Raw genomic sequence first — 12,374 nt, forward strand, 5'->3', positions numbered from 1 at the left:
CCCCGCCTGATGCTCCTTCAGGATGCCGATGATCTGCTCTTCGGTGAATCTACTGCGCTTCATGTCCGTCTCCTTCGATGGAGAACAGACTAACCTCAGGATGCGGACATTTCAGGGGAGCAGGTCACGGCGTATCAGCATACACGGGCAATAATCCTGGTAAAAAATCGGCGTTAGGACAGTTCAGAGCGGCGGCTGAAAGCGGAAAATTTCAGGCTGGACCGGTATTGCTGGTTGAAAGTCTTGATCGTTTGAGCCGTGAAGCGGAAATACCCGCAATGCACCTTTCGATAAGCATTGTCATGGCCGGCGTGGACGTTGTTACGCTGTCCAACAAGCAAGTTTATTCGGCGAAGGCTGGCCTGACGGTTGTCATGTATGCACTCATGGATACGAGCCGCGCCAACAATTAATCCGAAATGGAATCGCAAGGGTTATCCGCTACCGGCGGCTGCATGTCTTGCTGCGGCGCGAAGGCCATGAGGTCAATCAGAAGCGCTTGTTCCGTATCTACCGCCAAGAAAGGCTCCATGTGCGCCGCCGGGGTGGGCGCAAGCGGGCCATCGGACTAGGGGCCCCCTGTGGAGATGAGTCTGATGCCCAAGCAGCGCCCCCTTTTGCGATTTGATGGCAAACCGCTGCCAGGCAGCGGGATCGTCGGATTTTGTCTCGGATCAACTAACCGATGGTCGCCGGTTCCGGATCGTGACCTTCTTCGATGACAGCACCGCGATGCGTCGCCCTTGTCGCCGACAAATCCTTGTCGTGGGCACGGGTGGCGCGTGAATTTGCGACCCTCTTTGAGAGCCGCGGCAAGCCTGGGACAGTGGTTAGCTACAACGCCCTAGCTCGGGAACGAAAAACGGTTTAGCGCGCCAGTTCACGGGACGTCCGAGCGACCGGATGCCTTTGGAAGTTGCCCAGGCGGGCTCCGCCGTCAAAAAGTGGTCTCTTTCATAGCAAATACAGGGTTAGCCTGTTTGCCGCCTTCTCCGTCCTTAAGACGAGATCCTAAATCCCATGCGGAAGGCCCTAACATTATCTACGAGGTCAGGAAGTTGCCTCGACCCCTCTCTGCAGAGAGGGGTCCTCCCCCCTTGGGCTCACCCCCTCAAGGAAGGGGCGATAGGGTTCGCCGGATTGATCACGGCGTAATGGTGCGGGCCATCTTTGCGGCGATGACGACCTTGCGCGATGTAGCGCTAAAGAGCGCTTACGGCTTTCAGAACACATTATGAGCATGAGCATGAAAAATTTATCTCACCTTCATTTTGCCCGACATTTGACAAAATTGATAGCCAGCGTTGTCTCGTAGGTTGTAAAAATAGCACGTGATCTGCAACCGGAAGGCACTGATCGAAAGGAACGGCAATGAAAATCTTAGCGGTAGACGACGATGAGGTTTTTCTGGGTGTTTTGTTGCCGACGCTGGACAGTTTGGGCAAGCACGACGTGACCACGGCACATTCTGGGCCCGAGGCTTTGATCAAACTGGGGCTCACTGGCGAAGCATTTGACTGCATTTTGCTGGATATTCAGATGCCGGGCATGAGTGGAGTGGAACTGTGCAAACGTCTACGCAGCATGGATGTCTATCGGCGCACGCCGATTGTGATGATCACCGCAATGACCGGTAAGCGGTTCATCGACGATGCTTTTTCTGCTGGGGCTACTGATTACATCACCAAGCCTTTGGATGTGGTGGAGCTAAAAGCGCGCATTGGCATGGTGGAGCGCTTGCTAAACGAGCGGCGCGTGTCGTCAGCGCTGGAGCGGAAATTTGATCAGCGTAGTGATGTGATTTCGATTGAGGTGGATTTCGACAAGTCCTTTCCGATCCCGGGTTTTGATCGTGGCGTCGACTACCTGGCGCTGGAGAATTATCTGCTGATGCTGGGCAATAAGCGGATGTATTCGACACCCGCTCTGGGGATTTCGGTGCAAAATGCTGGGTTGTTCTTCAGAAAGACCTCGGCTGCGGGTTTCGTGAATATGTTGGGCGACGTAGCTTCTGCAATCACCGACGCCGTGAAGTCGGAACAGCTGATGATCGCCTATGCCGGGGCGGGTAATTTTGTCTGCGTTTTGCCGGCACATCCCACGATTGACCCGGCTGATCTTGAACTGTCGATCTGCGAGGGTATTGAGGATTTCGCCAGCTTTTACGCCGGAGATCGCTTGCCGCTGCCGCATGTGAATGTAGGACCGTTGGTGCGCACGTCATTCTTCGGGCTGTTCAATCCCACCAGCATCTTGGATCACGCGGTGGCACTTGCGCAAGCGCGTCCGGTGGCAAAAGCAAGGAGGGGGTGGGCGGCGGCATGAGGGCGGCTGCGAGCTTCGATGGATCAGGCGGCTTTGCTGCGACGGAGCTAAACGCGGCGCTAGAACCTGCGCGGGTTATGTTCCGCGAACTTCTTATCGAACGCATCATGGCGTTTGAGGCATATCGCAGGTTGGCTGAGCAGAGTGAGCATCCGCAGGTTGAAATGGTTAGGATTGCCGATATTGCGCACAAGATTGCAGGCGTCGGCGGCACGCTTGGCTTTGCCAAAGCTGGCGCGCTGGCCGGGGACCTGGATCGTTCGATCACAGAGAACCCGGCGAAATTCGCGGAAAGCGGCTATTTGCAAAGGGTGGCAGACCCGTTGTTAGAAGCGCTTTTGGTGGAAATGGAAGCCCTGCTGGACGATTGATCGCGGTTAGGGCTTTTCGCTGGGGTGGCGTTGCGCACCCGCTGTAACAAGCGCTCCGACGGCGAGCGACAGGTCAATCGAGCTGATCGGCTTGGCAAGGCAGCTGTCAAACCCCCACGAAAGATAATCCGCAACCTGATGTGCCATAACGTTGGCAGTTACGGCAATAATCGGGATCGGTGGCAGGCTCCGCGCGGCTTCAAGCGCACGAATCTCACGCAATGCTGTTGGTCCATCCATCACCGGCATCGCAATATCCAACAAAATGGCATCATAGCGGTCGGCCTGCCAAGCTCGCAGGGCTTGCGCGCCGTCGTTTACGATTATCACCTCAGCACCAAGCCGGGTCAGCATCATTTCAAGCACTGCGCAATTTGTAAGGTTGTCATCGGCGGCCAAAAGGCGCAGGCCCGTCAGCCCCATGGGTACTGCAATTGCTGCGCGATCTGCGGCAACGGTACTGACCGGCAGCGGCAGTGAGACGCTAATCGTAGTGCCCCGACCGCGCTCAGACAGAACTTTGATCGTACCGCCCATGCGTTCGACCAAAGACAGAGTAATAGCCATGCCCAAACCCGTGCCACCAAAACGGCGAGTTACAGAGCTGTCGGCTTGGCTGAATTCCTCATGCAGCCGCAAGACTTGTTCCTGCGTCATGCCGATACCAGTATCGGTGACCTCGATGACCAATGGCATCCCCGAGCGGCCGCTGAGTTTGACGGTGACATCTCCGCGGTCGGTAAATTTAATCGCATTGCTGACAAGATTGTGCAGCACTTGTTGCACGCGATGGGGATCGCCAATGCGTAGAATTTCGGCACCCGAGCCAATAAGTACTTCAAACAACAAGCCTTTTTCATCCGCACGTAGTTCGTACTGATCTTCGATGCGTTTGGCGAGATCAAGCGGGCTGAACGGAACCTCCTCAAATTCTACCTTGCCCGCTTCGATTTTTGACATGTCTAGAATATCGTTAAGAATATTCAGCAGCGCCTCGCCCGAGCGGCGGATAGTGCCAATCATGCGCTTTTGGTCGGCGTGTTCCAAAGTAGATTCCAAAAGCTCGGCCATCCCCAGTACCCCGTTCAGCGGTGTGCGAATTTCATGGCTCATGTTGGCTAAGAATTTCGATTTTGTGGCACTTCCTTCTTCAGCGTGGGCTTTGGCTACATATAGCTGAGTCACATCCGAACCAACGCCACGAAATCCTGCGAAGGCGCCTGATTTGTCAAAGACCGGCGCACCGCTCATCCTCCGCCAGCGCACTGCGCCATCGGTTGGTTGCGGTGCGCGGTAAACAAAATCGCGAAAGGGCTGATTGTTGTTTAGAGCATCCAGCATAATGCTCCAGTCGATGCCCTGATACATATCGGGGTGAGCATTCAGCCATTCTTCTTGGGTTTTACCGAGCAAACCGTCTTTCGGGACACCGCCATCGTCGAAATATTCGCCGTCCAGTACAAAGACAAAGCGGCGGTTGGCGTCCATCTCCCACAACCAGCCATCCGAGACTGTGGCAATGTCGATCAGGCGCTGTTCGACTTTGGCGCGCTCGGCAATCGAGCGTTCCAGTTCTGCTTTTACAGCCGTCAGTGCCGTTTCGCGCGCCCTTTGCGCACTGATATCAACCTGCACGCCGGTGATCAGTTCTGGCGAGCCATCCGGCGCCCACGAGAGTGTGCGACCTGTATCGAGCACCCAGACCCAATGCCCATTCTTATGGAGCAATCGATACTCAGCCTTGTAAACAACATTGTGATCGTCAAACAATTTATTGAACGCCGCCTCGGTGGCCACAAGATCATCAGGATGAACACGATGATGCCAAGTTTCGAACGTAATGGGGGTAAGTTCTTCCAAACGATAGCCTAGCAGCGCGGCCCAGTACTCGTTGACACGATGTTCGCGGGTTGTAACATTCCATTCCCAAGTGCATATGCCCGCACCCGCAATCAGATTGCGCAATTTTTGCTCCGCCAAAAACTGCCTAGTGATGTCGGTATGAACCTCGATAAGAGCACCGTCCGGCAAAACTTGCGCTACCACGCGCAGGATGCGACCGTCAGCCAGCGTGCGTTCAAAACTGTTTCCGTTCGTGCGCCGACTGATTTGGTGATTGCTAACCCATTCATCCCGGCTGTCTTGTGCTTCCACGAGTTGACCGTGCGCTAGGGCATAGTGCAGAATATCCTGGAACGTTTGACCGGGCACCAAAACTGCCGAAAGCATCAGGTAGAAGCCGCGAAACGTCTGGTTGCAATAAACGAACCGGTCATCCGCATCATAGATTACTACGCCGTGTTCAAGCAGACGCAGTGCTTCGCTCTGAAGCTGGTCATTTGCTTCCTTAACTGGGGGGGCTGCTGGGCCGATATATCCAGCGTTTGAAGCGGCTTCTAATTTGTTTGCGGTGCTCACATTGGCCCTTTTGGTTGTCTAAAACACTTCCTCAAGACGGCCTGTGGCTGTCAAGTATATGTTGGACTAGGCTTCCGGCGATGACAAGATTGTGCCCAACATAGCGCCAACGGTGGATATCAGCGACTGCTTGGTAAGTGGTTTGGGCAAAGTGACCTCGAGCTGCGCGCTTGCGGCGACAAGATCAAACGTCGGGTGATCGGCATTGGCGGTAAATCTGATCACGGGCGTTGCGGAGTTGATGGACCGTCCGGCCCGCAGATGGCGGATTACCCGGTCACCCGTGATGAACGGCATGTTTTGATCGACGATCATCAGATCGAACTTATTCGTCAGCGCCGCTTCCAAAGCTTCGCGCCCGTCAGACGCAATCGTCACCTCGACGTTGAACCCGAACAGGAACGCCTGAACAATGCTTTGATTGACCACATCATCTTCGGCCAACAGGATTTGGAAGTTGGTCTTTGTCACACATTCTGTCATCTTGATCCGCCCGTCACACAGCGCAAACAATGTATCGCCGCTGTTATAACGCGGATTGTATAAATTTTTGCCAGAAAAGTGGCGAAATTCGGTTATTTACTCAGAAGTTGCAAAGGTGAGAGCACTTAACAATCGGTGATTGTGGCGTGTTAAATCAATTGCTCAAAAGGCTATGTAGTGTGTGCAAAAGATCGGCCCGTCGGAATGGTTTGGCCAAATGGCTGTCGAACCCGCCGATGAGGTAATCTGCAATCTGGCTTGGCATGGCATGGGCTGTCACGGCGACGGCAAAAACTCGGGGCAGCGCGCGTGCGGCCTCGATGTAACGAATCTTTGCCAGCGCGCTCACTCCGTCTAGCACCGGCATGGTGATATCTAGGAGCAGCAAAGCAAACGGCGAGCCGCTTTCAAGCGCAGACAGCCAAGTGTCGATGGCGTCTTGGCCGTTCTCAACTTGCGACACGATGGCGCCGGTTTTGGCCAACATCTCTGACAACACCAGACGGTTGGTGGCATTGTCGTCGGCTGTCAGGATGCGCACGTCAGCGAGAGCATCTTCGCGCAACGAGATTTCCATGGATTTGTTCGGGGAGGAAGGTGCGCTTTCGGCATCCGGCAGCGGCAAGACGATGCGGAAGATTGACCCAACACCGGGCGTGCTTTCCGCCGAGATTGTGCCACCCATCAGCGTCACCAGTTGTCGCGCGATAGACAGCCCAAGGCCAGTGCCACCAAAGCGGCGCGTCATGCTGCCATCGGCTTGCACGAAGCTTTCAAACACCCGAGACACTTGCATCGCATCCATACCAATGCCGGTATCCGAAACCTCAATCTGCACGGGTTTACCCGAACGGCAGGACACTTTCAGCGTCACCTTGCCGGTTTCGGTGAACTTGAAGGCATTGTTTAACAGGTTGTGCAGCACTTGCATCAAGCGATGAGCATCGCCCAATCGCGGCTTGTCGCAGCCCGCTGTGGCCAGCACCTCAAACTCTACGCCGTTTTCTTCGGCGGCGATGGCGTAAATCGCTTCGGCTTTGCGGATCAGATCCAGCGGCACAAACGGCGCTTGTTCAAGCGCCATCTTGCCGGCCTCGATCTTTGACATATCGAGAATAGCGTTCAGCACGGTCAGCAACGTTTCTCCCGACTTGCGGATGGTGTCGACCATCTGGCGCTGCAAGGGTTCGGAAACAATGTCTGCCAGCACTTCGGCCATACCCAGCACGCCATTCAATGGGGTGCGTATTTCATGGCTCATATTGGCAAGGAAAGTGGATTTTGCCCGACTCATTTCTTCGGCGCGGGCCAGCGCGTCCTGCAAGCTTTGGGTTGCAGCAAGCCGTTCAGTGATATCGGAGAATGAAACAACACCAAATTGCTGTTCGCCCTTATCCAGAAGGGCCGCGTTGAAAGCCAGAATGCCCCGCCCGCCGTCATGGTGCAAAAACCCAATTTGAACGTCGCGCAGCGGCTGAGCCGCGCGCAGGGCAAGGTTGAATGGTGACTCATCCTCTGGCAAAGCTGTGCCATCGGCACGCAGAAGCTTCAGCGTCGACAGATCAAAATTTTGGCCGGGTTCAATTTTGCTGAACAGCCCCATGACACGTTCGGCTTCATGATTGACATAGGACACCTGGTGCCCATCATCCAGCACCACGATCGCCGAGTTGCTGGCATCCATTACATCGAGCAGAAAGGCGCGGCTGGCAAAGGCATCCTGTTCAAGCTGCTTTTGTTCACTGACGTCCAAATGCACGCCCGATATGCGCAGCAATGTGCCATCAGCGGCGCGCTCTGATACCCGGCAACGTGACAAAATCCACACCCAGTGGCCATCGGCATGGCGCATCCGAAATTCGGTGTTTCGGATCTTATTGTCACTGTCGGGATCGAAGTCTTGTGCATCGAGTATCTTCGCCTTGTCCTCGGGGTGCACCATGGCGACAAAGTCGTCTACCGACAGCCCGTTTAATTTTGACGTTTCACACCCAATGATTTCGCCCCAATGCCCACCGAGATGAAGTTTATCGCAGCGTGTATCGATTTCCCAAATGCCAACGGCCGCCCCGTCGATGACGCCTCTAAGTTGTTGCTCGGCGCGGTCACGGTCAACCAGCAGCCGCCTCAGATCGCTGTTGGCCGCATCCAACGCCGCAATCTGGTTGCGCTTGGCAGTGATGTCAAAGCCCATCGCTATGATGCCGCCATCCGAAGTGCGGGTGTTTACGCGGTGCATCCAACGGCCATCGGGAAGTTGCACTTCATCTTCAGAGTAAGCTTTGCAATATTCAGACAGCCGGCCTTCAAGCCATGACCATTTTTCAGCCTCGGTCGGCTTGTCGAGAAACGCACCTTTTTCAAGGCCAATCTTGAGCAGATCAGCCAATTTCACACCGGCCACTGCATGTTCCGCAATGGCGGGGAAAGCACGATGGTAAGCGGCATTGACTGCGACAAGACGTTGGTTGGCGTCAAAAATCACAATGCTGTCTGGCAACGCGTGGATAGCGTTGGTCAGTCGGATGTGCGCGGCGTCGGCCGCTGAAACCAATGCCGAGACTGCCAAGTCCTCATTTCGCGGCTCTGTCCCTACGCCGTGTGTTGGCGCACTATCTCGCGTGGGCGTTGTAGGACCTTGAGTTCCAACCGCGTCAGCGGTGCGCAGCTTGGCCAGAACGGGTTGCATTATGTTTGTCAGGTCGCGTAGCGTTTGCATCAAAACTTCGCTGTCGGAGTGGGCTCCGGACACCGCATACCCAATCACCCCAACGCATTTCTGCTGCAAAACCATCGGGATCAGGATGAAAGTCTCATGAGGACAGGCGTCGCACCCGGTGTCGGTGCCCGGGTCAAGAAAGTCGGCGCTCAGAATCTGCAGCGGTTTGTGGTCTGCATTGTCGCCGCGCCAAGCCGAAACCAGTCTTGTCGGCAGGTAGAGCGGCGGCGCTCCGCTGTGGTCTTGCGCGGTAGGTGGTGAGCGGTAGGCCAACGTGAAAAGGCTATCATCAGCGCAAAAATAGACCAGTGTTTGGCTGGCCTCGATCAGCGGGCAAAGCTGACTAAGAGCAACGTCAATCGCCGGTTTGGCGCCGAGTTGGCACGAGTCCAGAAGGTTGCTTAAGGCTGCAACCAAAGCCGCAATATTGTCCACCGAAGTTTCCCCCACAGGTTGCATATTGCTAACGATTTCTTGCCGAAAAAGACAAGGGTCGAACAGCGATTTCTCGGGCTGCGCGAAAGTTGAGGTTTGTCGTTTCCTATGTCGTTGTCTAATGAGTGTTTAGAAAAACCAACATTATTGTAAAAAAAAGTCCGAATGTTCAAATGCTTCCACAAGCTTTGCATATGGGCGCACGGAAAAGCCATCGGGAGCTTGGACGCCCGCGCAATCCGTGGACTTTCTGTTCGCCTCGATTGATCGCGGCGTTCTACATACTCTGTGCCGACAACGAAGTTGACCGCAGCACAGACGAAAAGCGCATCCGCTGGGCCGCAGGTGACATTGCCGATAAGCGCCCACCCTTGTTAGGCTGGCACCCCCATTTATGTATAACCCTTCAAGGAATGGTTGCAGAAATGATCGAACTTCCGTGCTTGAAAGATTAGGACTTGGCCGGATCTATCGAGCACGTCCGGGCGTGGGCAAGACAAAGCTGACACCCTCTTAGGCGCGCAAAAGGCGCAATAGTCTCGATATTTTCGCCGAGAGGTCAGTCGAAACTCAAATCGTGTCTCATGGGCGTAGAAAGTATGTGCCAGCTCAGGCTAATGTTTCATCAGCCCGTACTCGGCTGGTGTGCCATCGCGTTGTCATCGGCCTTCCCACCACGACCCATTTCGAAGAGGGTAGAGAGCCCGCCGAAGATCATCCGCTGAATGTCGAAGGGTGCGCCTGAGTGGCCGGGCATCTGGCTGGCGGGGTCTGCGGCGGCTCGGTCCGGCCAGACGATCTACGAGAACGCGATGGCCTCGCCGTCTTTAGCCTGCACTGCGCGCCGGAAGTCTGCCACTTTTCCGTCGCGCATGTCCTCTTCCCTGCCCTCTAGCATCTCTAGAGCACCGAAGCTGCGGAACATTATAGAAGCTTGCTTGGCCATCTCGCGATAATCTTCATTTCGGTCTGTAGGAACCTGGATCAAAAACCACTGACATAGGTCATAATGCTTTTCTGCTTATGGAGGGCGGGACGCGCCCAACCCAGCTTTGTGCATCAAACATTTAGCTTCGGATACCAGTCGGTTCCGCGCCCCTCAGGCGTAGTATCGAGCAGCACCCAAAGCGGGTTCATATCCGGTGCGGCATGCGGATCCTGACCGGGATGGGCGATCTCCATGCCGCCCTCGCCGCTGTAGAAATGGCGCACGATCCCACCCTCTCGCCGGAAGATCGTATAAGCGGGCATGTCGGCATCGCGTTCACCGACGTAATCGGCGGTGTAGTCGCCAGTTGGATCGGAAAGAAACGTAAGCCCAGTCCAGCCCCGTTCGGTCGCGCATTCTAAGATACGGTCGATTGCATAGCGCGCAACGACGGCAAGAGCGACGCGCTTTGTGACATGACGCGCCATGCCGTCCCAAGCGTCAAGCATAGCCGCACACATTGGGCAGACCTTCTTACGATCCGGGCCATACATCATCGAATAGAGAACGAGAGTGTCGTGATCTCCGAACAGTTGGTTCAGTTTCAACGGTCCGCCTTTGCCCTCGAATACATAGTCCTGCGCGATCTCGCCACCTGGCGGCAGGTCGCGCCGTAGGGCAGCGACCTCTTGGATATGGCGTCTGAGCCGGATTTCTTTCGCCAAAAGTTCTGTGCGCGCGGCACGATAGCTCGTGCTTTCATTCGGCCAATGCGCCGTCGAGCGGGCCGCAAGATCGGCAGCTGGGATGAGTGTGTCGGCCATGGTGATGCTCCGATTCCCGTGTGAGTTATATTGATTTCAATTTAAAAATGCGTCGGCTACTAGAACTTCGCCCGCTCGCCAAATGCGGCACGACCTTGCCACTGCACGCCAAATTCGATGCAGCGTTCTGCGCGTAGGCTCAGGCTCTTCGTCGAGGCGCAGCGCCCGCTGGCGCTGAACACGGCCATCGATGCGGCTATCCAGCTAATACGGGGATCGGTTGATCACCGACGCCCTAAACCGCGTTTTCTTTTGGTAGCGGTGGATAGTGATAGGGTAGGTTGCCCCGACAAGGCACATGCGAGCGGCTCGTAATTTTCCAACAATCTGTTGCTCAAATCCATGGCGGCGCAGTTCGCTTCAATCTTTGATCGTGAGGCGGCGTCTCGTGTCGGAAAGGCCGCAAAGTAGTGCGCCGCAGATGCATCAGTTTGCGTCGGCGCACCGCATGTTTCCATCGGGAAGCTTGATTGTGGCGTCTGGCGAGACTGTTGGCGGCAACTGCGATCATCGCAATAAGGTAGTGCGCGCCGGGTGTCGCTGCCGCTTTGTCCCCGAAGCGCGCCGTATCCTGATAATCGCCTTTCTGCATCAGGATTTGTGACCGCACACCGTGGATACCGTAGAGCCGCGGATCAAGCGGGCTGAGTTTCAGCGCTGTTTCCAGGCCGCTGCCAGTTGCGTCAACATTACCGATCAGCATCGACGTGAATGCAGAAGCATAGAAGCCCTGAGCATAATTAGGGTTCAGCCTCGTCGCTCGGTTTAACCAGTCTAGTGCGGTGTCGGGTTCGTTGGTGAGCCAGTGATATCGGCCCATTGTGAAGCTGGCAAAGGGATCGAGCGGGTCAAGTTCAACCGCGCGTTCGGCGTAACGACGCGCAGCTTGAGTGGCCGCTGTGACATCGGGCGCAAGATGCAAAAAGGCATCAAGATAGCTGGTAAAGGAGAGCCCGGCGTAGTCGCGCGCGAAGCATGGGTCCAACGCGACGGCTCGCCCGAAATGCAGCCCGGCCCGCCCGTTGTCGATGGCTGTAAAGCGATAGAGATGCTGCAGGCCCAGATGGTAGTTGGCCTAGGCATCCAGCGCTTCCGAGCCGCGTTGCATCGCCGCCTGAGCCTCATTCAACGGAATATACATATCCAGTGTCGAGATCAGATGCGATACGATCCGGTGTTGAAGATCATCAATTCCATCCAGTGCAGCGATCAGTTGATTTCCCCACAGCACTTCATCGGTGCCGGTGTCGACCAACGCCAGTGTGATAAACAGGCCGGCGCCGCGCATCTCTATTTCGCCAGACAGAATGTACCGCGCGCCAAGCGCCGTAGCGACGAGGCTGCAATCCGGCTCCCTTTGCCGAAATCGGAAGGAAGATCCGCGCGCAATCGCAGCGAGCCAGCGCATTCTAGAAAGCGCCTGAATGATCTCATGCGGGATCGCATCTGCAAGGACTGTCAGTTCGGGTGGCATGCCACGCATGCTAATGGCAAAATGGCAATCGAAGGTCTGGTTGTCAGCAGGCCACCCGGCTCCACAGCTTGAACCTGCTCGATGATCTTGGCGGAGTGGCGCTCTTGCACGTCGGCCACGAAGCGGAAGCCCCTGCCGTGATTGGTGCGAATAACCGTCTGTGGCACCCCATCATCGCCAACCGCCTGCCGGGCGGATCGAATTCGGCTTGCGATGCTCGCGTCTGAGGCGGACTGCCGCTGCCAAATCGCGTTGGAGATTTCCTCTTTGCTCACCATCCGGTGGCGGTGGCGGATCAGATGCGCAAGCAACGAAAGGACCTGCGGTTCCAGCCAGATGCGCTGGCCGCTGCATTAGACGGGCTTACCTGATGGCAGAAGGATTAATTTGATTAAGC

Annotated in this window: 11 protein-coding genes and 1 pseudogene; 4 read left to right on the plus strand and 8 right to left on the minus strand. The window is 55.7% G+C overall.

The genetic code is table 11. From position 1 onward, the window contains the following. The first annotated feature begins 77 nt into the window (after positions 1-77). From JWS10_RS04140 to JWS10_RS04155, 4 genes and pseudogenes are all read left to right on the plus strand, one after another. The gene (locus JWS10_RS04140) at positions 78-413 is read left to right on the plus strand and encodes a recombinase family protein (RefSeq protein ID WP_299505069.1); all 336 of its coding nucleotides are present in this window, start codon (positions 78-80) and stop codon (positions 411-413) included. A gap of 29 nt (positions 414-442) precedes the next feature. Continuing rightward, positions 443-841: pseudogene (locus JWS10_RS04145) on the plus strand (IS3 family transposase); the annotation flags it as partial. Between the two features lie 530 nt (positions 842-1,371). Then, a complete protein-coding gene (locus JWS10_RS04150) occupies positions 1,372-2,325 on the plus strand; it encodes a PleD family two-component system response regulator (RefSeq protein WP_299505071.1) in 954 nt (317 codons plus the stop codon). Continuing rightward, on the plus strand, positions 2,322-2,696 hold the full coding sequence (locus JWS10_RS04155; protein ID WP_299505074.1) for a hypothetical protein: 375 nt from the start codon (positions 2,322-2,324) through the stop codon (positions 2,694-2,696). Before JWS10_RS04150 ends, JWS10_RS04155 begins: the two co-directional genes overlap by 4 nt. Before the next feature lie 6 nt (positions 2,697-2,702). Here JWS10_RS04155 and JWS10_RS04160 read toward each other — a convergent pair whose 3' ends face one another. The 8 genes from JWS10_RS04160 to JWS10_RS04190 all read right to left on the minus strand — a co-directional run bounded on the left by JWS10_RS04160 (position 2,703) and on the right by JWS10_RS04190 (position 12,315). Beyond that, entirely contained in the window at positions 2,703-5,114 is a 2,412-nt protein-coding gene (locus JWS10_RS04160) for an ATP-binding protein (RefSeq protein WP_299505077.1), read from the minus strand. A 66-nt stretch (positions 5,115-5,180) separates the two neighbouring features. After that, positions 5,181-5,585 carry a response regulator gene (locus JWS10_RS04165; protein WP_299505079.1) on the minus strand — a complete coding sequence of 135 codons (405 nt, stop codon included), beginning with the start codon at positions 5,583-5,585 and terminating at the stop codon, positions 5,181-5,183. Between the two features lie 166 nt (positions 5,586-5,751). Next, positions 5,752-8,751 (minus strand): ATP-binding protein, encoded by a 3,000-nt coding sequence (locus JWS10_RS04170; protein ID WP_299505082.1) that lies wholly within the window; start codon positions 8,749-8,751, stop codon positions 5,752-5,754. 799 nt (positions 8,752-9,550) lie between these two features. Further along, entirely contained in the window at positions 9,551-9,739 is a 189-nt protein-coding gene (locus tag JWS10_RS21220; protein ID WP_366943512.1) for a DUF1428 family protein, read from the minus strand. Positions 9,740-9,810: 71 nt separating this feature from the next. Beyond that, positions 9,811-10,503, minus strand: coding sequence for a DUF899 family protein (locus JWS10_RS04175; RefSeq protein ID WP_299505085.1), 693 nt, complete (start codon positions 10,501-10,503; stop codon positions 9,811-9,813). Between the two features lie 334 nt (positions 10,504-10,837). Beyond that, positions 10,838-11,488 (minus strand): tetratricopeptide repeat protein, encoded by a 651-nt coding sequence (locus JWS10_RS04180; protein WP_299505087.1) that lies wholly within the window; start codon positions 11,486-11,488, stop codon positions 10,838-10,840. Positions 11,489-11,578: 90 nt separating this feature from the next. Continuing rightward, positions 11,579-11,977 carry a hypothetical protein gene (locus tag JWS10_RS04185; protein ID WP_299505090.1) on the minus strand — a complete coding sequence of 133 codons (399 nt, stop codon included), beginning with the start codon at positions 11,975-11,977 and terminating at the stop codon, positions 11,579-11,581. Then, the gene (locus tag JWS10_RS04190; RefSeq protein ID WP_299505093.1) at positions 11,962-12,315 is read right to left on the minus strand and encodes a winged helix-turn-helix domain-containing protein; all 354 of its coding nucleotides are present in this window, start codon (positions 12,313-12,315) and stop codon (positions 11,962-11,964) included. Before JWS10_RS04190 ends, JWS10_RS04185 begins: the two co-directional genes overlap by 16 nt. Between the last annotated feature and the right edge of the window lie 59 nt (positions 12,316-12,374).

This window comes from Cypionkella sp. (assembly GCF_028290025.1).
GTDB lineage: Bacteria > Pseudomonadota > Alphaproteobacteria > Rhodobacterales > Rhodobacteraceae > Cypionkella.